17 protein-coding genes and 1 other RNA gene are annotated in these 19,283 nt (G+C 65.4%); 9 read left to right on the top strand and 9 right to left on the bottom strand.

Going from position 1 to position 19,283, the window contains the following annotated elements; genetic code table 11:
• Positions 1 to 23 precede the first annotated feature (23 nt).
• Complete coding sequence (locus tag H0S73_RS09585) at positions 24 to 329, bottom strand: DUF2293 domain-containing protein (RefSeq protein ID WP_181051955.1); 306 nt, start codon at positions 327 to 329, stop codon at positions 24 to 26.
• A gap of 6 nt (positions 330 to 335) precedes the next feature.
• A complete protein-coding gene (locus H0S73_RS09580) occupies positions 336 to 1,130 on the bottom strand; it encodes a thymidylate synthase (protein ID WP_181051954.1) in 795 nt (264 codons plus the stop codon).
• Between the two features lie 154 nt (positions 1,131 to 1,284).
• Here H0S73_RS09580 and ssrA point away from each other — a divergent pair.
• Positions 1,285 to 1,641, top strand: a transfer-messenger RNA (tmRNA) gene (ssrA, locus tag H0S73_RS09575).
• A 23-nt stretch (positions 1,642 to 1,664) separates the two neighbouring features.
• Positions 1,665 to 2,279, top strand: coding sequence for an SspB family protein (locus tag H0S73_RS09570; RefSeq protein ID WP_181051953.1), 615 nt, complete (start codon positions 1,665 to 1,667; stop codon positions 2,277 to 2,279).
• A 13-nt stretch (positions 2,280 to 2,292) separates the two neighbouring features.
• Here H0S73_RS09570 and H0S73_RS09565 read toward each other — a convergent pair whose 3' ends face one another.
• Positions 2,293 to 3,708 (bottom strand): cytochrome P450, encoded by a 1,416-nt coding sequence (locus H0S73_RS09565; protein WP_181051952.1) that lies wholly within the window; start codon positions 3,706 to 3,708, stop codon positions 2,293 to 2,295.
• An 88-nt stretch (positions 3,709 to 3,796) separates the two neighbouring features.
• Between H0S73_RS09565 and fumC the strand changes: the two genes are divergently transcribed.
• Genes fumC through H0S73_RS09550 form a run of 3 tightly spaced genes read left to right on the top strand, consistent with a single transcriptional unit; the run spans position 3,797 to position 5,648 of the window.
• The gene (gene fumC, locus H0S73_RS09560) at positions 3,797 to 5,191 is read left to right on the top strand and encodes a class II fumarate hydratase (protein WP_181051951.1); all 1,395 of its coding nucleotides are present in this window, start codon (positions 3,797 to 3,799) and stop codon (positions 5,189 to 5,191) included.
• A 15-nt stretch (positions 5,192 to 5,206) separates the two neighbouring features.
• Positions 5,207 to 5,395: a DUF4169 family protein gene (locus H0S73_RS09555; protein WP_181051950.1), complete on the top strand. Its 189-nt coding sequence runs from the start codon at positions 5,207 to 5,209 to the stop codon at positions 5,393 to 5,395.
• Between the two features lies 1 nt (position 5,396).
• On the top strand, positions 5,397 to 5,648 hold the full coding sequence (locus H0S73_RS09550) for a ribbon-helix-helix domain-containing protein (protein WP_181051949.1): 252 nt from the start codon (positions 5,397 to 5,399) through the stop codon (positions 5,646 to 5,648).
• A gap of 150 nt (positions 5,649 to 5,798) precedes the next feature.
• Here H0S73_RS09550 and H0S73_RS09545 read toward each other — a convergent pair whose 3' ends face one another.
• Complete coding sequence (locus tag H0S73_RS09545) at positions 5,799 to 9,365, bottom strand: AsmA family protein (protein ID WP_181051948.1); 3,567 nt, start codon at positions 9,363 to 9,365, stop codon at positions 5,799 to 5,801.
• A 99-nt stretch (positions 9,366 to 9,464) separates the two neighbouring features.
• Positions 9,465 to 10,880, bottom strand: coding sequence for an FAD-binding oxidoreductase (locus H0S73_RS09540; protein WP_181051947.1), 1,416 nt, complete (start codon positions 10,878 to 10,880; stop codon positions 9,465 to 9,467).
• Between the two features lie 183 nt (positions 10,881 to 11,063).
• Between H0S73_RS09540 and H0S73_RS09535 the strand changes: the two genes are divergently transcribed.
• Positions 11,064 to 11,606 (top strand): thioesterase family protein, encoded by a 543-nt coding sequence (locus H0S73_RS09535; protein WP_181051946.1) that lies wholly within the window; start codon positions 11,064 to 11,066, stop codon positions 11,604 to 11,606.
• On the opposite strand, the gene H0S73_RS09530 is transcribed toward H0S73_RS09535, so the two are convergent.
• Positions 11,603 to 11,884, bottom strand: coding sequence for a hypothetical protein (locus tag H0S73_RS09530; RefSeq protein ID WP_181051945.1), 282 nt, complete (start codon positions 11,882 to 11,884; stop codon positions 11,603 to 11,605). The two genes, H0S73_RS09535 and H0S73_RS09530, sit on opposite strands and share 4 nt — an antisense overlap.
• Before the next feature lie 147 nt (positions 11,885 to 12,031).
• On the opposite strand from H0S73_RS09530, the gene H0S73_RS09525 reads away from it, so the two are divergent.
• Positions 12,032 to 14,407: an ATP-dependent helicase gene (locus tag H0S73_RS09525; protein ID WP_181051944.1), complete on the top strand. Its 2,376-nt coding sequence runs from the start codon at positions 12,032 to 12,034 to the stop codon at positions 14,405 to 14,407.
• A gap of 126 nt (positions 14,408 to 14,533) precedes the next feature.
• Here H0S73_RS09525 and H0S73_RS09520 read toward each other — a convergent pair whose 3' ends face one another.
• On the bottom strand, positions 14,534 to 15,415 hold the full coding sequence (locus H0S73_RS09520; RefSeq protein ID WP_181051943.1) for a manganese catalase: 882 nt from the start codon (positions 15,413 to 15,415) through the stop codon (positions 14,534 to 14,536).
• Between the two features lie 201 nt (positions 15,416 to 15,616).
• On the opposite strand from H0S73_RS09520, the gene H0S73_RS09515 reads away from it, so the two are divergent.
• Positions 15,617 to 16,891: an SAM-dependent methyltransferase gene (locus H0S73_RS09515; protein WP_181051942.1), complete on the top strand. Its 1,275-nt coding sequence runs from the start codon at positions 15,617 to 15,619 to the stop codon at positions 16,889 to 16,891.
• Between the two features lie 22 nt (positions 16,892 to 16,913).
• On the opposite strand, the gene H0S73_RS09510 is transcribed toward H0S73_RS09515, so the two are convergent.
• The gene (locus tag H0S73_RS09510) at positions 16,914 to 17,789 is read right to left on the bottom strand and encodes an SDR family NAD(P)-dependent oxidoreductase (protein WP_181051941.1); all 876 of its coding nucleotides are present in this window, start codon (positions 17,787 to 17,789) and stop codon (positions 16,914 to 16,916) included.
• Between the two features lie 152 nt (positions 17,790 to 17,941).
• On the opposite strand from H0S73_RS09510, the gene H0S73_RS09505 reads away from it, so the two are divergent.
• Positions 17,942 to 18,862 (top strand): 50S ribosomal protein L11 methyltransferase, encoded by a 921-nt coding sequence (locus H0S73_RS09505; protein WP_181051940.1) that lies wholly within the window; start codon positions 17,942 to 17,944, stop codon positions 18,860 to 18,862.
• A gap of 141 nt (positions 18,863 to 19,003) precedes the next feature.
• Here H0S73_RS09505 and H0S73_RS09500 read toward each other — a convergent pair whose 3' ends face one another.
• Entirely contained in the window at positions 19,004 to 19,228 is a 225-nt protein-coding gene (locus tag H0S73_RS09500; RefSeq protein WP_181051939.1) for a hypothetical protein, read from the bottom strand.
• Positions 19,229 to 19,283 lie beyond the last annotated feature (55 nt).

Here is a 19,283-nt window from a genome sequence, read left to right as displayed (position 1 = left end):
GGATGTAAGCCCTGCTGTCGAGCCTATTCAGGCTCGTCTTCGGCCTGGACCCGTCGCGGCGAGCCCCATTCCTCGAGAATCCCATTCATGTCGTCGAGGACGAAGAAGCGGGCGCTCTCCATGTCGTAGCCGTCATTCAGCAGATCGTCGTAATCCGTCAGCCGGTGCCGGATATACGCCGTGAGGGACAGCCAGGCGGCGGTCTCGGGCGAGGCGGTGTGCAGGCCACGGCTGCCGAGGGCATGATCGGTCACCGCCTCGAATTCATGCCGCGGGATGCGCGGGGCCAGAACGCGGACGGCACTTTCGATGGCTTCGCGCCTGTTCATCCCGCGTCAGACCGCGACGGGCGCCTTGATGGCCGGATGCGGATCGTAATCTTCGATGGCGATGTCGTCGTAGGTGAAATCGAAGAGCGAGCGCACCGCCGGATTGAGCCGCAGCTTCGGCAGCGGGCGCGGCTCGCGCGACAGCTGAAGGCGCGCCTGCTCCAGGTGGTTGAGGTAGAGGTGCGCATCCCCGAAGGAATGGACGAAGTCGCCCGGCTGCAGCCCGGTCGCCTGCGCCATCATGTGCGTGAGCAGCGCATAGGACGCGATGTTGAACGGAACGCCGAGAAAAACGTCCGCCGAGCGCTGGTAGAGCTGGCAGGAGAGCCGCCCTTCGGCCACGTAGAACTGAAACAGGCAGTGGCAGGGCGCGAGCGCCATCCTGTCGAGATCGGCCGGGTTCCAGGCGGAGACAATCAGGCGGCGGCTGTCCGGGTTGCGGCGGATCTCGTCGAGCACCCAGCGGATCTGGTCCACGGTGCCGCCGTCGGGCTTTTCCCAGGACCGCCACTGCTTGCCATAGACGGGGCCGAGGTCGCCGTTCTCGTCGGCCCACTCGTCCCAGATCGAAACGCCGTTCTCCTTGAGATAGCGGATGTTGGTGTCGCCCTTCAGGAACCACAGAAGCTCGTGGACGATGGAGCGCAGGTGCAGCTTCTTCGTGGTGACGAGCGGAAAGCCCTGGCTGAGATCGAAGCGCATCTGGTGACCGAAGACGGAGATCGTCCCGGTCCCCGTCCGGTCGTCCTTGCGGACGCCCTCATCCATGATGCGGCGGATCAGATCGTGATAAGCTTGCATGCGGTGCTCCTGACCTCATCATAGGGCAGCCGCCCCGATGAGCCGAGTCGCGACTTCTCCATTCCTGTGAATCGGTTAACCGCTCGAAAGTCACATCGGAACAGGGCGATAAGACGGACGCCGGGCCTTTTTCATGGGAATCCGGACGGCCTCCGCCCTTCCAAAATCCGTCCGCGCCACCTATATTGGCCATGTCGGTCGCAAGATCGACTATGGCGATAAACGGCTATCGGAATAAACCCATCGGACCCGGGGGCGGTACCCGGCGCCTCCACCAAAACCCAAGCTACGCTTGGGTTTTGGCGGGGGCGAAATAGGATCGACGAGGGCGTAAAGGGTGGACTTTCGCTCGGCATGGTTCCGCCGTTATCGGGCCGAATCTATAGTTGCCAACGACAACTATGCTCCGGTTGCAGTGGCTGCGTAAGCGGTCCCTAAAGCCGAATCAAAGCCCTTGCGGGTAGCACCGTAAGGCGGGGTCCGGAGGCACCTGGCAACAGAAGCCTCCACTTTTGTTTCTGCAAGGGCTCGCTTATGGCCGGTGGTAAAGACCTGATCCGTTACGATCTTCTGGTGCAGGACGCGCTCAAGGGCGTCGTGCGCAAGGTGCTGATCGATTGCAAGGACGGGCTGCCGGGCGAGCACCATTTCTACATCTCCTTCCAGACGGATTTTCCCGGTGTTCGCCTCTCGAACCGCCTGCGCGAAAAATACCCGCAGGAGATGACCATCGTCCTCCAGCACCAGTTCTGGGACCTCAACGTCACCGAGCATACCTTCGAGGTCGGGCTGTCCTTCTCGGGGATTCCCGAGCGGCTGCTCATCCCCTTCGATGCATTGACCGGCTTCTTCGACCCCTCCGTCCAGTTCGGCCTGAAGTTCGACAGCCAGGACGAGGGTGAGGAGGACGCGGACGAGGAGGCTCCTCCGGCGCCCCAGCCGATCCGCGGCAACGCCTCGGAACCCGTCGAGCTGAAGCAGCCCCGCAAGCCCCAGCCCGTCCCGGAGCGGAAGTCCGCTCCCGAGAAGGCTCCGGCGGCCAAGGCCGAGACGGAGGAGCCGGCGGAGGACGACAAGGCCGATGCGGCCGAAGGCGCTGCCGGCAGCGCCGAGGTCGTCAGCCTCGACGCGTTCCGCAAGAAGAACTGAGCCCTTCCCTCTTTCACGCCGTCGCCAACGCCCCCTTCGGAGCGCGTTGCGTCAGGCGCATGGGCAGGCCGCCCTGCGGCCGCAGGGTGATCCGCTGCACGGGCGCGACCGCGTGCCCTTCCACGAGATCGAGCCGCACGGAGCGGGCGATGGTCGCCAAGACGATCACGGCCTCCTGAAGGGAGAAGCTCGCCCCGATGCAGACCCGGGGCCCGGCCCCGAACGGAAGATAGGCAAAGCGGTCGATCCGGCCGCGGTTCTCGGGCAGGAACCGTTCCGGCCGGAAGGCGTCCGGCTCGTCCCAGAGCCTGCGGTGGCGGTGGAGCAGGTAAGGCACGATCGCCACCATGGAGCCCGCCGGGATCTCCAGATCGCCGATCCGGTCGTCGTCGATGGCCGCCCGGCTCATGTACGGCGCCGGCGGATAGAGCCGGATCGCCTCGTCGATGACGGCGCGGGTGTAGACGAGCTTCTCCAGATGATGCGGCTCGAGCGTCCCCTCCCCCAGCACTTCGTCCACCTCCCGCTCCACATGGGCGCGGGCCCGCTCGTCCTGGGACAGCAGGTAAAGCGACCAGGAGAGCGCATTGGCCGTGGTCTCGTGGCCGGCGCCGATGAAAGTGACGATGTTGGTGCGGACATCGATGTCGCTGAGGCCCTTTCCGGTCTCGGGGTCGGCGGCCTCCAGCAGAAGGGTCAGCAGGTCGCGGGGCGCCTGCTCGCCCCGGGCGAGCAATCGCCTGCGGGCATCGATCAGCTCGTTGACCGTCTCCTCGAAGAACCGGATGGACGGCCTCGCACGCAGGCGCCCGATCCTCGGGATCCAATCGGGGAACCCGAAGATGTCGAGTGGATCGACCCTGCCCAGGCTGTTGAAGTAGCGGGTGATGGCGCGCCCGAGGGCGTCGGGGTCCTTCGGCACCCCTTGCGTGAAGATCGTCCGCTCCAGCACATCGAGGGTCACCCGGGTCATTTCCAGCGAGGCATCGACCACCCGTCCTGCCGGACGGCGCTGCCAGCGCCGCGTGAGGCGCTCCGCCGCCTCGACCATGGCCGGGAAGAAGCCCGCCACATGGCGAGGGGTGAAGAGCGGCGCGATGGTGCGGCGCTGGAGCCGCCATTCCTCGCCCTCGGCGGTGACGAGACCGCGCCCCCGGCCGGGCGCGAGAATCCGGAGCTGGAGATCGTCCTTCCGGTAGTTGGCGGCGTTGTCCACGAGGATATGGCGGATGGCCGCCGGATCGCTCACCACGGTCATGCGGCCGAGGGCCCCGTCCCCGGTGATGATCGGCTCCTCGAAATGGGCCTCCATCCAGGTGTTCAGGGGGTTCTCGCGCACGGCCCGCAGGAACGCCAGAGTGCCGAGTGGCTCGGTGCGGGGCCTCGGATGAGGCGGGTGGAACGAGGGGGCTTCCAGGGTGTCGCTCATGCGATTTTACAAGGCCTCCATGCGCGTTCGCAGTTGCGAGCGCCACCATTTGAGATAAGAACACGCAACTCCATCGAAAGAGGTCAGGATGTCGCCCTCAACCCGCATCGAAACAGATACCTTCGGCCCCATCGACGTTCCCGCCGACAAGCTCTGGGGTGCCCAGACGCAGCGTTCGCTTCAGAACTTCCGCATCGGGACGGACAGGATGCCGATTCCGCTCGTTCATGCGCTGGCCATCGTGAAGCAGGCCGCCGCCCTCGTGAACAAGGATCTGGGCAAGCTGGAGCCGCGCCTCGCCGATGCGATCGCGAGCGCCGCCGCCGACGTGGTGCAGGGCAAGTATGACGACGAATTCCCGCTCGTGATCTACCAGACCGGGTCGGGCACCCAGTCCAACATGAACATGAACGAGGTTCTCTCGAACCTCGCCATCGAGCGCCTCGGCGGCGAGCGCGGCAGCAAGAAGCCGGTTCACCCGAACGATCACGTGAACATGGGACAGTCGTCGAACGACTCGTTCCCCACCGCCATGCACATCGCGGTCGCCCGCGAGATTCACGACCGGCTGATCCCCGCCCTCAAGCACCTGCACAAGGCGCTGAACGACAAGGCGGAAGCCTACAAGGACATCGTGAAGATCGGCCGCACGCACCTGCAGGATGCGACGCCCGTCACCCTCGGCCAGGAATTCTCCGGCTATGCCGCCCAGGTGCAGCTCGGCATCGCCCGCATCGAGCAGACGCTCCCCGGCATCTATGCGCTTGCCCAGGGCGGCACGGCTGTCGGCACGGGCCTGAACGCCCATCCGGAATTCGCGGATCGCTTCGCCTCGAAGGTGGTGGAGCTGACGGCCCTGCCCTTCACTTCGGCCGCCAACAAGTTCGAGGCGCTCGCCGCCCACGATGCGCTCGTCTACACCCATGGTGCCCTGTCGAGCCTCGCCGCCGGCCTGTTCAAGATCGCCAACGACATCCGTCTCATGGGTTCGGGCCCGCGCTCGGGCATCGGTGAGATTTCCCTTCCCGAGAACGAGCCCGGCTCGTCGATCATGCCCGGCAAGGTGAACCCGACCCAGGCGGAAGCCTTGACGATGCTGTGCTGTCAGGTGGCAGGCAACCAGACCACGGTGACCTTCGCCGGCAGCCAGGGCCATTTCGAGCTCAACGTGTTCAAGCCGGTGATGGCGAATGCCGTCCTGCAGTCGATCCGCCTGCTCGCGGACGGTGCGATCAGCTTCACCGACAACTGCGTCGTCGGCATCGAGCCGAACCGGGAGCGCCTCAGCGAGCTGATGCAGCGCTCGCTGATGCTCGTGACGGCGCTGGCTCCGTCCATCGGCTACGACAAGGCGGCCGCCATCGCCAAGTCGGCGCACAAGAACGGCACGACCCTGAAGGAAGAGGCTCTCAAGGCCGGCGTCGCGGAAGACCACTTCCACGCGGTCGTGCGCCCGGAGACCATGCTTCAGCCGGGCGAGTAAGCGACAAGAGGCGCCATGGCCGAGATCATCAATCTGCGCCAGGCGCGCAAGCAGAAGGCGCGGACCGAGAAAGAGGTCCGCGCCAACGAAAACCGCGTCGCGTTCGGCCGCACCAAGGCCGAGAAGAACCTGACCAAAGCCGAGCAGGATCTGGCGAAGAGCCGCCTCGACCAGCACAGGCGCGACGAACCCGAGAAGCCGTGACATGGGCTTCGCCGTCGTGAAGCGCTCCGTCTCCATCGCCGGCCACCGGACGAGCATTTCTCTCGAAGACCCTTTCTGGGCCTCGCTGCGGGAAATCGCCGAGCGGGACAGGATGTCCGTCCAGGCGCTGATAGGGCGCATCGACGCGGAGCGGGGCGACCAGAACCTCTCCTCCGCGATCCGGGTCTTCGTCCTGACCGACCTGCGCCAACGGCTGGAGACGGCGTCCCCGGATCGTGCCGTGTCGGCTTAGGCGCCGGTCATCTGCTCCAATGTCATGCCCGGGCTCGTCCCGGCCATCCTGATACGGTTGAGCGCTGAGCTTCAAACAATCGAGATCACCGGCACAAGGCCGGTGATGACAGTGAGGGTGTCGTCCCTAACGAACGAACGGAGGTTACCCTCACCGGACCGGCGGAGCCCCGTAGACCGAGGGTGGCGGGCCGATCCGGACCGGCGGGTTCAAGGGCGGCGCGGAGGTCGGCGACGGGGCAGGCTCCTCCTCCGGCTGGTTCTGCTGCTCGGATTGCAGGCGCTCCGCATCCCGGCGGGCGCGCTCGGCCTCGGTCCTGGCCCGCTCCTGGCGAAGCGCCTCCTCCTCGGCCGCCTTGGCCCTCTGCCTCTCGGCCTCCCGCTGCGTATCGAGCTGGCGCTGGCGCTCGGCGGCCGCCCGCTCGAACGCTTCGATCTTTTCCAGCTCGCGCTTGAGCACGATGGCCGCAAGGCCGTTGCGGAACGGTCCCGCATCGATTTGGCGGACGGGCGCCGACAGGGAGCCCTGCCAGTTGAGGCCGACAGAGGGCGGCGCCCCAACCCATTCGGGCGGCGAGGACTTGGCCACGAGGGCCCCGCGCGCGTCGAGCTGCAGGGTCTTCAGGTCATAGGTGACCGCGCCCTGCCAGCTGGCCGCCCCGCTCTCGGCCACGAAAGGCGAGAGGCGCAGCAGGCCGCCGACGAGCGCCGCCGAAGTTTTGACCGGGGCGGCGTTGAGCGGCCCCCGCCCGAGCTCGATCCCGAAAATCGCTTCCGTCTTGCCCTCGGCCAGAGGATCGTTCTCGGCCAGCGCCCGCTTGAGCGCCCGGTCGAACACGGACGGATCGGCTGCGGGAAGGCGAAGATTCGTGACCTGCCACTCGCCGGCGCCGCCGAGATTGGCTACGAGTTCGGACAGGCTCGTGCCCACAGACCCGAACCGCAGCGGACCGGACAGGACCGCCTCGAAGGGCGAGGCGCCGGTGAGTGTCCACAGAGGCACCTTCTCCAGGGTGCCGTCGCCGACGATGGTTGCCGTTCCCTCCTGCCGGGTGATGGTGGCCGAGCCGGTCATCCGTCCGGAACCGATCACGGCATCGAGGTTGCGGATGGAAATGCCGTCTGCCTGCGCTCCGACCACGAAGGACGCGCGGCTAGCCTGGAGACCGCGCCCGAGTTCGAGCGTTCCAACCCGGACATTGACCTGCCCGCCGGTAACGAGGCGTCCGCTCTGGCCGAAGCGGGCCGTGGACCAGATGGCCGTGGCGTTGGCATCGCCCGGCACGTTCAGCGACAGGGCCGCCACGAGCCATGGCAGGGACAACCGTCCCAGGGACACCTCGCCGCTGATGTCAGACCGGGACGCCATCACGAGGCGCGCCTGCACGTTGTCGTTCGACACCTTGCCGTTGACGTCGAGGAGGGTCGCGCCGCGCTCCCGGCCGAGAGAGACGCGTCCGGTTACGGGGACCGGCGGCGCGACGCCCGCGCCATCGCCCAACAGGAGCAGAAAGGGGGTGATGTCCGGCGTCGACACCTCGACCTCGCCGCTGTCCACCACATCGTCCGCCTCACTCAGGGCAAAGGGGCGCGTCGTTGCCACCTTGGCGCCGGCGATGTCGCCGGCGAGAGTGACGTTGAACAGGCCGGAACCGACGCGGACCCCGCGCAGATCGACCCTTGAGAGCCGGTTGAGGCCCGCCATGTTCGCCCGGTTGACCCAGCGCCCCGTATTGTCGGCGGACAAGGCCATGGTGAGGCTCTGGGTCCGCCCGTCGACGGATTCCACCTGGCCCTCGAACGGCCCGCCGGCCAGGCGTCCCTTGGCGGTCGTGCGCAGCCGCAATTCGGTCGAGCCCGGAGGCGGCACGACCCGCTCCGACGTGACATCCAGATCGAGCGCGCCCTCGCGCACGAACGTGGGCACGAGTTTGGAGATCCCGCCGATCCATACGCGTCCCATCAGGTCGACCAGAGGGCTGGCGCGCTGGGCTGTTACCTTGCCGGTGATCTGTCCCGAGCCGTCCGGCGCAATGCGGCCCCTCACTCGGGCGTTGGCCCCGGCGAGATCGACGATATCGAGGGTTTCGACGAGAAGCGCCGGCCCGTCGGACAGGATCCTGGCCGAGATCCGGCCGGTGGGAGGGCTCTTCCCGGCGCTGACCCCGCGCGCGTCGAGGATAAAGCCGACATCGAGATTCTCGGTGGCCTGGAAGACGCTGGAGACCTGCGGCAGGTCGTCGAGATTCAGGCTCTGGATCGCGACCTGGGCCTCCAGCTTGCCGCGCTCGTCGGCCTCGGGCGCGGTATAGCGGGCATTCCCGGTCAGGACCGACTCGCCCGTCTTCAGCCGCAGGCGGTTGAAGGAGAGCACGGGGTTCGAGAAGGCGACTTCCGACGATGCTTCGAGCGGACGTCCGTCGAACGCCCTGAGCAGGGGCGACTTGATGCCGATGCGGTCGAGATACCGGGCCAGGCGGTCGGATGCGTTGGAGGCCAGCGCCACCTTGCCGTTGATGCCGCCCTGGGTCGTCAGGCCGAGCTCGCCCTCGAGGGCGACCCGCGTCTCGCCCGGGGCATTGAACTCGATCCGGTCGAGAATCGCCCGGCCCGTGTCGAGCGACAGGCGCAGGGCGGCATTCGACAGGTCCTCCTGGCCGAGGCCGATGCTGTCGATCTTGAGGTCGAGATCGATCGGCACTCGGACCAGGGGGAGCGACCATTGGGCGAGCCTGCTCTTAAAATCCTGTCCGTTTCCGGACAGGATGAAACTGTCCGCATCGAGCCGGCGGCCTTCGAGCTTCAGGGAGATGCGCGGGTCGTTGAGCCCGATCCGTCCCTCGCCGGTCATGCGCAGGCCCGCCCCGCCCTCCCCTGCCTCCAGGCTCACCGGACCGAGCTCGACGGCGCCCGGCGCCGTCTTGAACTCGGTCTCGACCACGATGGGGATCGGAATGCCGGCGGCGGCGATCTGCGCCGGCGGGCCGAACAGGACCTTGGCCTTGCCGGAAACCTGCGGCGTCGTGGCCTCGCCGGTTCCCTCGGCAAGCCCGAGCCGGGCATCGAGATCGAAGCGGGGATAGATGTCGCCCCCGCCCGACAGCTTGACCTGGACGCTCTTGTCCTCGGCAAGCTCTCCCGTGACCAAGCGGAAGGGAACGCCGGAGGTCGTGCCCTCGACCCGCCAGGGGCCGATCAGCTTCTGGCCTTCGATGGAGACGTTCTCGGCGAAGGCCTGGTTCGTGCGCCCCGTGCTCGCGCTTTGGGTCGTGACGAGGAGCTGGGCCACGCTAAGATTCTCGATGGCCCATTCGCGGGCCCGGCCGCTGCCCGACACCAGATCCGGCGGCAAGCGCCATTCGCCGTCTCCGGCAACCGGAATGCGGATATCGGCCCGGGCGACCCGCGTTTCCGTAAAGCGCACGTCACCCTTCAGGAGCGGCGTCAGAGCCCCCTCCGCTCGGACGCCATCGGCTGTCAGGACGGGAGAATCCGGCGTTTTGCCGCCGAGCCGCAGGCGCCCGAGGGTAACCTTCGGGGCGGGTAGAAGGCGGATGCCGATATCGCCCTCGGTCCGGGCCTCCGTACCGGAAGCGCGCGAGATCATCCCGTCGATCGTGTCGCGGTAAGCCTCCCAGCTGATAAAGGGAGGCGCCGCCACGGCGACCGCCAGGATCAGGATCACGATGGAGGCGATGATCGTCAGGATATCGCGCAAGAGGCCGCCTTCTCTCCGTTACGGTGACACGTCCTTATCCCATGATGATGGGAACCGGGAGCGCTGATCCGTGTGTTCCACCGTCAAAGTGTTCCACCGTCACAGCACGACGATCTTGCCCGGGTTCATGATGTTGTGGGGATCGATGGCCTGTTTCAAGACGCGCATGAGGTCGAGCGCGGCCGGCCCATGCTCCACTTCCAGGTACTTCATCTTCTTCTGGCCTACGCCATGCTCGCCCGTGCAGGTCCCCTCCATGGCGACCGCCCGGCGCACCAGCCGGTCGACGAAGGCCTCGCAGGCTTCGACCTCGGCCGGATCGTCCGCGTTCACCAGCGGCTGGACGTGGAAATTGCCATCGCCCACATGGCCTACGATGGGCGCCACGAGGCCGCTTTCCAGGATGTCCTGCTTGGTGGCGTCAACGCATTCGGCCAGGCGGGAGATCGGCACGCAGACGTCGGTCGCCACCGATTGGGCGCCCGGCCGCAGGCCCTTGGCCGCCCAATAGGCATCGTGCCGGGCCTGCCAGAGGCGCGAGCGGTCCTCGGGCTTCGTCGCCCATTCGAACGGCCCGCCGCCGAACTCGGTCGCGATCTCGCCGAAGCGCTCCGCCTGCTCCTGCACGCCCGCCTCGGAACCGTGGAATTCCAACAGCAGCAGCGGGCTCTCCGGCAGGGTCAGCTTGGAGTGAAGGTTGACCGCCCGCACTTGGACTTCGTCGAGCAGCTCGATGCGCGCCACCGGGATGCCGGTCTGGATCGTCATGATCACCGCGTCGCAGGCTGCCTTAACCGAGGGGAATGGGCAGATCCCGGCCGAAATCGCCTCCGGGATCCCATGGAGCTTCAGGGTGATCTCGGTGACGATCCCGAGCGTTCCCTCCGAACCGATCATAAGCCGGGTCAGGTCGTAACCCGCCGAGCTCTTCTTGGCTCGGCTCGCCGTCTTCACGATCTCGCCGTTGGGCAGCACGACGGTCAGGGCCAGGACCACGTCCTTCATGGTTCCGTAGCGGACCGCGTTGGTGCCGGAGGCCCTGGTCGCGACCATGCCGCCGATGGAGGCATCCGCGCCCGGATCGATGGGGAAGAACAGGCCCTTGTCGCGAAGATACTCGTTCAGCTCCTTGCGGGTCACCCCTGCCTCAACCACGCAGTCCAGATCCTCGTCGTGGACGGCGATGATGCGCTTCATCAGGCTGAGATCGATGGTAACTCCACCGTACGGCGCATTGATATGCCCTTCCAGCGATGTGCCGGTTCCATAGGGAATGACCGGAACCCCATGAGCAGCGCAGAGTTTGACGATCTCCGACACTTCTCCCGTCGTCCGCGGATAGACCACGATGTCCGGCGGCTGGTTCTTCACCCAGGTCAGGGTATGCCCATGCTGCTCCCGCACGGCAGCCGAGGTCGCGACCCGGTCGCCGAAATGCTGCGACAGTTCGCTCGTCAGGGCGGCAATGGCGGCATCCGTCGTTTTCAGGCGGGCATTCGCTTGCGTGGCATTCATGGAGGCTTCAGATCCGGTTATGATGCTTGTTCCGTTCATAGCTACCAGAACCGTTGCAAAGGCAACACTCCGGATGAGAAAGATGCCGCACCCCTGCTGCACAAGCGAAACGAACGTGCTAACATTTATTCCTGTCGGAGGAAGGGACAGTCACCTGAGCGGCATTGAAGGACAAGCCTGACCATGGAGAAGCGGACGCCCGTCTTTTTCTTCGCACCCTTCGTGTCCTCCACGATGCGGGTCGAGCCTGCATGGATCGATTATAACGGCCACATGAACATGGCCTATTACCATGTGCTCTTCGACCGGGCCGTGGAGGAAGGCTTCAGCCTGGTCGGCCTGGGTCACGAATACATGGAGAAGCGCAGGGCATCCTTCTTCGCGGCCGAGATCCACACCACCTACAAGCGCGAACTGAAGCTGCACGACCAGGTGCGGGTAACGCTGCAGCTGGTCGATTTCGACGAAAAGCGGATCCACTACTACCTGGAGATTCGTCACGCCAACGAGGGCTGGGTTGCCGCCGCCATGGAAGGCCTGTCTCTCCATGTAGATCTGGAAACCAGGAAGGTCTGCCCCTTCCCGGACGAGATCGCAGCCAATCTCGCCGTCATGAAGACTACGCATGCCCGGCTGACACGGCCTCAGGCCCTGGGCCGCATCATCGGCATCCCGCACAAACCCGAGTTTCAGGACGCCCTATCGGCCTCAGGCACACGCCATTAGCACCCTCTGCCGGGTCCGCAGCCGGAGCGCGGCATCGGCGGGACATACCGGGGAGCGAAAAGACGGTCCCGGTCTATATTCTGCCGGATCTGGTTGCTTTTGCTCTGGACGTCCTGCTCAACCCCCAGGATCTGCTGATCCTGTTGAATCCGCCGGTTGATCTGGTCCGTGCTCCGCTCCGCCGGGCTCGTGCGCGGCAGACGGGTCTGCGCCCAGGCCGATGCGGCCAGAGGCAGGGAAAGGCTCGAGACGATGGCGACGGCCACCATGAAACGCATGGGTCATTCCTCTTCAGGCCTACTTACCCCATATGGCGATGAGCGCCCTTTTCGACAATGAGGCCGAGCCTGGAAGTTCGCGCCTGCGGCAGGATCGACAGGACTTCAGGCTCGACGCCGTTCGCCTTTTGATCCATGGTCCCGCCGATGAATCACTCCGATAACCGCCCCGACCCGCAGGACAGCCTCGCTCACGAACCGGCAGCCGGCTCCTTGAGCGCCCGCGCCCGTGCGGCCGTCGCGCCGCAATCGCCCTATTTGAACGGGCTGAACCCGGAGCAGCGCGCCGCCGTCGAAGCCACGGAAGGACCCGTTCTGGTGCTGGCGGGCGCCGGCACCGGCAAGACCCGCGTGCTGACCACCCGGATCGCGCACCTGATTGCCACCGGTAAGGCCCAGCCGTGGCAAATCCTCGCCGTGACCTTCACGAACAAGGCGGCGCGGGAAATGCGCGAACGCATCAGCCATGTTATCGGTGAGGTGGCCGAGGGCATGCAATGGCTCGGCACCTTCCACTCCATCGGCACCAAGATCCTGCGCCGCCATGCGGAGCTGGTCGGTCTGCGCTCCGACTTCACCATTCTCGGCACGGACGATCAGCTGCGCCTGATGAAGCAGGTGATCGAGGCGGAGGGGATCGACGAAAAGCGGTGGCCCGCGCGCCAGCTCGCATCCCATATCGACGGCTGGAAGAACCGGGGGCTGGGACCCGACCAGGTGCCGGCCGGTGAAGCCGGCGCCTTCGCGAACGGCAAGGGCGGGCGGCTCTACCGCGCCTACCAGGAGCGGCTGAAGGTCCTCAACGCGGTCGATTTCGGAGACCTCCTGCTCGAATGCCTGCGCCTGTGGCGCGAGCATCCGGACATCCTGGAACAGTACCAGAACCGGTTCCGCTACATGCTGGTGGACGAGTACCAGGACACCAACGTCGCCCAGTATCTCTGGCTGAGGCTGCTCGCCCAGGCGCGCAAGAACCTGTGCTGCGTCGGCGACGACGACCAGTCGATCTATGGCTGGCGCGGTGCCGAGGTCGACAACATCCTGCGCTTCGAACACGACTTCCCCGGCGCGACCGTGATCCGCCTGGAGCGCAATTATCGCTCCACCGGTCACATCCTCTCCGCCGCCTCCGGCCTCATCGCCAAGAACCAGGGCCGGCTCGGCAAGACCCTGCGAACGGAGGACGAGCCGGGCGAAAAGGTGACGATCACCGGCGCCTGGGATTCCGAAGACGAAGCCCGCCTCATCGGCGAGGAGATCGAGGCTTTTCACGCCAAGAAGCACCCTCTCTCCGAGATCGCCATCCTGGTGCGCATCTCGGCCCAGATGCGCGAGATCGAAGACCGGCTGGTGACGCTCGGCGTGCCCTACCGCGTCATCGGCGGCCCACGCTTCTACGAGCGCGCGGAAATCCGCGATGCCCTGGCCTATCTTCGCGTCGTCAACCAGCCGGCGGACGATCTCGCCTTCGAGCGGATCGTGAACACGCCCAAGCGCGGCCTGGGCGATGCCACGATCCAGGTGCTGCACAACCACGCCCGCGCGGCCCGCGTCCCTTTGACGGAAGCCGCGCGCTTCATCGTCGAGACCGACGAGCTGAAGCCCAAACCCCGCGCCACGCTGCGCGATCTCCTGATCTCCTTCGGCCGCTGGTCGAAGCTCTCCGAGACCATGACGCAGTCGGAGGTCGCGCAGACCGTGCTTGAGGAATCCGGCTACACCGACATGTGGCAGAAGGACAAATCGGCCGATGCTGCGGGACGCCTGGAGAACCTCAAGGAACTCGTGCGCTCCATGGAGGAGTTCCCCGATCTGCAGAGCTTCCTCGAGCATGTATCCCTGGTCATGGAGGCCAACGAAAGCGACACGGCCGAGCGCGTGAGCCTCATGACGCTTCATGCGGCCAAGGGCCTGGAATTCGACACGGTCTTCCTGCCCGGATGGGAGGAAGGCCTGTTCCCGAACCAGCGCGCGCTCGACGAGAGCGGCCGCGCCGGCCTCGAGGAAGAGCGTCGCCTCGCACATGTGGGCCTCACCCGCGCGCGACGCCGGGCCAAGATCTACTTCGCCTCCAACCGTCGCATCCACGGCCTGTGGAACTCGACCGTTCCGAGCCGCTTCGTCGACGACCTTCCCGAGACCAACGTGGAGATCGTCGAAGCGCCGGCGAACTTCTCCTATGGCGGCTATGGCGGTGGATCCCGCTTCGACCGCATGCAGCCGTTCAGCGGCTCCTCCTACCAGACGCCCGGCTGGCAGCGCGCCCAGGCGCATCGCGCCTCAAGCGAAGACGGCGGCTATTCCGCCCGCCGCTCGGGCGACAGGCGCGGGCCGATGCTGATCGAGGGCGAGTTGGTGGCCAAATCCACCGGCGGCTCGGGCTTCGCCGTGGGAGGACGCGTCCTCCACACCAAGTTCGGCCCGGGAACCATCGAGGCTGTGGACGGCAACAAGCTCACCGTCGAGTTCGACAAGGCGGGCCGGAAGATGGTGCTGGACAGCTTCGTCGAGGCCTTGGGATAAAAACCGCTATGCGTCATGGCCGGGCTCGTCCCGGCCATCTACGTCTTTTGCACCGTTGCGGCTCGCAAGACGTGGATGCCCGGCACAGGGCCGGGCATGACGTCGAATACTCGATCTTACAAGTAATCACTCCGCGGCAGCCGGCGGCACCGGCGCGGCCGGTGTGCCGTAGGTGCGCGGATCGATCGGGCTGAGCTGCCCTTCGTCTTCCGTGTAGGCCGGCGGACGGTCGACATAAGTGAAGGTGCCCTTCCCATCCGGCGCGGGACCCTGCGCCCAACGGCCCTGCTGGCTCTCCACACCTTCCGAATGGTTGAGGAATTGGTAGGCAACCTCCGTCTTCTCCAGGTTCTGCGGGAAGTTCGACGGCACCGGAGTCGTTTCCAGGCCGTCCTCCTCCAGCTCCTTGATCGCCGCGAGCCACTGGTTCTGGTGCATGGTATCGCGGGCGAGCATGAACGAGAGCATGTCGCGCACGCCCGTGTCGTTGGTCATGTTGTAGAGGCGGGCCACCTGCAGGCGGCCCAGGCTCTCGGCCGTGACGTTGAAGCGGAAATCGGCGAGGAGGTTGCCGCTCGCGATGGTATAGGCCGCGTTCCAGGGGTTTCCGACGCTGTCCGACGGGCGGGAGCCGAGGCCCGCCACGATGTATTGCTGGGGATTCATGCCGGCCACGATCGCATCCTCCACACGGGCTCCGCCCATGACGGCGCCGACCACGGAGTTCTTGGCCATTTCCTCCTGCTGCTCGATCGGCGAGGTTTCGAGCAGGCGTGCGATCATGGTGGCGAGCATTTCCACATGGCCGATTTCCTCGGTGCCGATATCCATGATCATGTCTTTGTACTTCTGCGGACCGCGGCAATTCCATCCCTGAAACAGGTAGGTCATCATCACGCTCATCTCGCCCCATTGGCCGCCGAGGGGCTCCTGAAGCATCTTGGCGAAGAGCGGATCAGGTCTTTCAGGCTTGGCATGATAGGCCATCTGCTTCTGACGGAAGAACATCGGCTGCTCCTGTTCGATGGATGGTGGGGCGACGCTCACCCCACGAGCGTCAGCCTTCCAACAAGAGCGATTCCGGGTTGTTCCCGAATTCGGCTGTCATTCCTGCACTTTAGACTCATTCTGATCTGGCCGTTTAGCCTCTAGCCACCCGCGCGCAACTGTGGAACCATCCGGTCCGACGAACAATCACCAGAGGTGCCGATGTTCCCGTTGTCCCATATGCTGAAATCCTTCATTCGCACCGGGACCCTGAAGGTGGTCGATGCGGAGGGCGGCGTGCACGTCTTCGGTGGCACGAAGCCGGGACCGAGCGTCACCATGCGCCTGACGGACCGCTCGCTTTATCACAAGCTCTTCCTCAACCCGGAACTGCATGCGGGCGAAGCCTATATGGACGGGCGCATGAGCTTCGAGGACGGCTCGACCTTGCGGGACTTCCTCAATCTCTTTTCGATGAACCGTTCGACCCTGGCGAACTACCCGCTCCAGAATGTGCTGAAGCGCATCTCACGGACCGTGAAACGCTTCCAGCAGGCGAACCCCGTCGGCAAGGCGCAACAGAACGTGGCGCACCATTACGACCTTGGGAACGACTTCTACAGACTCTTCCTCGACAAGGGCATGCAGTATTCCTGCGCCTATTTCATCAATGATGACGACACGCTGGAGGAGGCGCAGCAGAACAAGCTCCGGCTCATCGCCTCGAAGCTGCAGCTCAAGCCCGGCTTGAAGATTCTCGACATCGGCAGCGGCTGGGGTGATCTCGCCCTCTATCTCGCCGCGATGGAGGACGTGGACGTAACGGGCGTCACGCTGTCGAAGGAGCAGTACGAATTGTCCAACGAAAAGGCCCGTCGCGCGGGCCTCTCGAACCGCGTACGCTTCGAACTTCTCGATTATCGAAAGGCCGAGAAGAAGTTCGACCGCATCGTGTCTGTTGGCATGTTCGAGCATGTGGGCGTTCACCATTACGGCGAGTTCTTCAAGAAGGTCAACGCGCTGCTCGACGATGACGGATTGATGGTGCTGCACTCCATCGGCAAGATGAGCCCGCCCGGCACCGCGAGCCCCTGGCTGCGCAAGTACATCTTCCCGGGCGCATACTCCCCTGCCCTGTCGGAGGTGTTCCCCGTCGTCGAACAGAACCAGTTATGGGTGACGGATCTCGAGTTCCTGCGCCTGCACTATGCCAAGACGCTCAACCATTGGCATCGGCGCTTCGAGGCGAACCGGGAGAAGATCGCCGCGATGTACGACGAACGCTTCTGCCGCATGTTCGAGTTCTATCTCATCAGCGCCGAGACCATGTTCACGACAGGCAGCCAGCTCGTCTTCCATATGCAGCTGGCCCGCAAGCGCGACGCCGCGCCCATCGTGCGCGATTACATCACGGATACCCAGCGCCTCTACAAGGCCGAGGAATCCGAGAGGCTGAACGTGCTCGCCCCTGCGGAGAAGGTCCTGCAGAACGGCTGAGGCCGTTGGCGATAGCGCCCGATCAGGTCAGGGTCTCGTAATCCTTGTTCTTCAGGCCGTCATGGGAATGGCGCGTCGGCAGCTTGCCCTGCGGCTGCTTCTTGAAGTTCGATGCAGCCTTCGTGCCCACCGGCCCCTTGGAGATCGTGATGCCGCCATCCACCATATAGAGGGCACCCGTGACGAAGCTCGCCTCGTCCGAGGCCAGGAAGCAGAACACGTTCGCGACTTCCTCGGGCGTGCCGCGCCGGCCCATGGGCGTGGCCTGCGTGATCATCGTGGCGAGTTCCGAATCCATCGGCCCCGTGGATTGATGCGTCCAGGCGGTGTCGATGGGGCCGGGACATACGCAGTTGGCGCGCACGCCGTAAGGCACCTGCTCCGCCGCGACACCCCGGATGAAGGAATGGATGAAGGCCTTCGTGCCGCCATAGGGTGTGTTCTTCGGATGGCCGAGAATTCCAGCCTCCGACCCGGTGGCGATGATGTTGCCGTGCGTTTCCTGAAGATGCGGCAAAGCGAACCTCGTCATCAGGAAGACCGAGCGCACGTTCGAGCGAAACGTCTCGTCGAACTTGTCGATGGGATAGTCCTGCGTCTCGGCGACGGCGAGAAACACGCCCGCGTTGTTGACGAGCACGTCGATGCGTCCATAGGCGCTCACGCAGGCTTCGACGGCCGCCTGGGCATGGCGCTCTTCGGCGATATCGCCGAGGTAGATTTCCGCGAACCCGCCAGCCCCGTTGATCGTCCGCGCCACATCCTCGACCGGATCGTCCGGCAGGCCGACGAGGAGAAGACGCGCGCCTTCCTGGGCGAACTTGAGCGCAATGGCTTCGCCGATGCCGGTGCCGGCACCCGTCACGATGGCAACCTTGTCGAAAAGACGTCCGGGCATGGGGATCTCCTGGAAGAGCAATCGCAGCCGCCGGTCCTGGATCGCGGCCGGTATCAGGTGAGGGCACAACGGGGCGCATCCACGGCGGTTCCGGGCAAAGCACGATCTCACGGACAGGTGACCTCGGGCACGAGGAATGCTAAGGCGACGGCATGCTTGAAGGTCTGCACCCCAACCGCCCCACTCACGTGTTCCGCATCACCACGGACGAACGCTCCGCGCGCGCCATGACCGACATGATCGGCGAGATCTTCGATCCGGCCGAGACGGCGGTCGCCTCCTTCGAGACGGAGGATGGCGGGCCCTGGATGCTGGAGGCCTATTTCGCTCACCAGCCCGACGAGGCGGCGATCCGCAGCCTGCTGCGCCCCATCGTCGGCGCGGAGGCGGACAAGGGCGTCTTCCTGCCCCTCGAGCAGAAAGATTGGGTGAAAGCTTCGCTGGAGGGTCTCAAGCCCGTCCGCGCGGGCCGGATCTTCGTCCACGGCTCGCACGACCGTCACGAGCGACGCACGAGCGACGTCGCCATCGAGATCGAGGCAGGCTTGGCCTTCGGCACGGGCCATCATGGCACGACGAAGGGTTGCCTGCTCGCATTCGTGGACGAGTTGAAGACGCGCACGCCTCGCCATGTGCTCGATGTCGGCACCGGAACGGGCATCCTGGCCTTCGCGGCCGCGAAGGTCCTGAAGCGGCCCGTCGTGGCGGGCGATATCGACCCGGAAGCCGTGCGCGTGGCGCGCGAGAATGCGCGGCTGAACGGGATCGGGGCCTTCATGAAGCTGTATGTGGGGCCCGGAATCCGTCATGCGGAAGCGGACCGTGCAGGCCATTTCGACCTGGTCTTTGCCAATATCCTGGCGAAGCCCCTGCGGATGCTCGCGCCGTCGCTGGCGCGCGTGGCAAGCCCGGACGGTACGATCATTCTGTCAGGGCTGCTGGCCCGGGACGTTCCCGGCGTGTTGTCGACCTACGCTCATCAGGGCTGGTACCTGCAGCGGCGCTACGACCTCGACGGATGGGCCGCGCTGGTCCTGAAGCGGGGCAGCGCACGTCCGCAGCCCCGCCAGTAGTCGATCTTACTCGGCCAGGAGGCCAGGATAGCGCTTGGCGAGTTCGCGGCGCAGCTCGATGCTTTCGGCCCAGATGTCGCGGATAGCCTTCACGGCGGTGATGATGATCATGGTATTGTCTCGCTTTGAAAAATGTGGCGGTCAGATTTTGGCGGGCAACAGGTCGGCCTGATCGAGGAACTCTGCCGAATGGTCCTGACGGCGGCCCAGGTTGCTGATGAACGCCTCGTGGCGATGCAGTTCCCGGGCGGCGCTTCTGGCGCGGCTCTCGACGAGCGCGCTCATGAAGCGGGTGGCCAGCTGCGAGAGCCTGGACGGGGCTTTTTCGCGACCGACGAGGGCGGAAGATACAACGGCTGTGATCATGGGCTCATCTCCAACAGATTGGTGCTGAGACCCTTCAGCGTTCCTCTGTTATCGT

The sequence above is a fragment of the Microvirga mediterraneensis genome (assembly GCF_013520865.1).
GTDB classification, from domain to species: domain Bacteria; phylum Pseudomonadota; class Alphaproteobacteria; order Rhizobiales; family Beijerinckiaceae; genus Microvirga; species Microvirga mediterraneensis.
This window is presented reverse-complemented; position numbering and strand designations above follow the sequence as displayed.

What these genes read in the sequence shown, in the direction of transcription:
- H0S73_RS09515 (WP_181051942.1), top strand. Translation starts at nt 15,617, where the DNA reads ATGTTCCCGTTGTCCCATATGCTGAAATCCTTCATTCGCACCGGGACC.
- H0S73_RS09550 (WP_181051949.1), top strand. Translation starts at nt 5,397, where the DNA reads ATGGGCTTCGCCGTCGTGAAGCGCTCCGTCTCCATCGCCGGCCACCGG.
- H0S73_RS09540 (WP_181051947.1), bottom strand. Translation starts at nt 10,880, where the DNA reads ATGAATGCCACGCAAGCGAATGCCCGCCTGAAAACGACGGATGCCGCC.
- H0S73_RS09535 (WP_181051946.1), top strand. Translation starts at nt 11,064, where the DNA reads ATGGAGAAGCGGACGCCCGTCTTTTTCTTCGCACCCTTCGTGTCCTCC.
- H0S73_RS09520 (WP_181051943.1), bottom strand. Translation starts at nt 15,415, where the DNA reads ATGTTCTTCCGTCAGAAGCAGATGGCCTATCATGCCAAGCCTGAAAGA.
- H0S73_RS09555 (WP_181051950.1), top strand. Translation starts at nt 5,207, where the DNA reads ATGGCCGAGATCATCAATCTGCGCCAGGCGCGCAAGCAGAAGGCGCGG.
- H0S73_RS09570 (WP_181051953.1), top strand. Translation starts at nt 1,665, where the DNA reads ATGGCCGGTGGTAAAGACCTGATCCGTTACGATCTTCTGGTGCAGGAC.
- H0S73_RS09580 (WP_181051954.1), bottom strand. Translation starts at nt 1,130, where the DNA reads ATGCAAGCTTATCACGATCTGATCCGCCGCATCATGGATGAGGGCGTC.
- H0S73_RS09500 (WP_181051939.1), bottom strand. Translation starts at nt 19,228, where the DNA reads ATGATCACAGCCGTTGTATCTTCCGCCCTCGTCGGTCGCGAAAAAGCC.
- H0S73_RS09525 (WP_181051944.1), top strand. Translation starts at nt 12,032, where the DNA reads ATGAATCACTCCGATAACCGCCCCGACCCGCAGGACAGCCTCGCTCAC.
- fumC (WP_181051951.1), top strand. Translation starts at nt 3,797, where the DNA reads ATGTCGCCCTCAACCCGCATCGAAACAGATACCTTCGGCCCCATCGAC.
- H0S73_RS09585 (WP_181051955.1), bottom strand. Translation starts at nt 329, where the DNA reads ATGAACAGGCGCGAAGCCATCGAAAGTGCCGTCCGCGTTCTGGCCCCG.
- H0S73_RS09565 (WP_181051952.1), bottom strand. Translation starts at nt 3,708, where the DNA reads ATGAGCGACACCCTGGAAGCCCCCTCGTTCCACCCGCCTCATCCGAGG.
- H0S73_RS09530 (WP_181051945.1), bottom strand. Translation starts at nt 11,884, where the DNA reads ATGCGTTTCATGGTGGCCGTCGCCATCGTCTCGAGCCTTTCCCTGCCT.
- H0S73_RS09510 (WP_181051941.1), bottom strand. Translation starts at nt 17,789, where the DNA reads ATGCCCGGACGTCTTTTCGACAAGGTTGCCATCGTGACGGGTGCCGGC.
- H0S73_RS09505 (WP_181051940.1), top strand. Translation starts at nt 17,942, where the DNA reads ATGCTTGAAGGTCTGCACCCCAACCGCCCCACTCACGTGTTCCGCATC.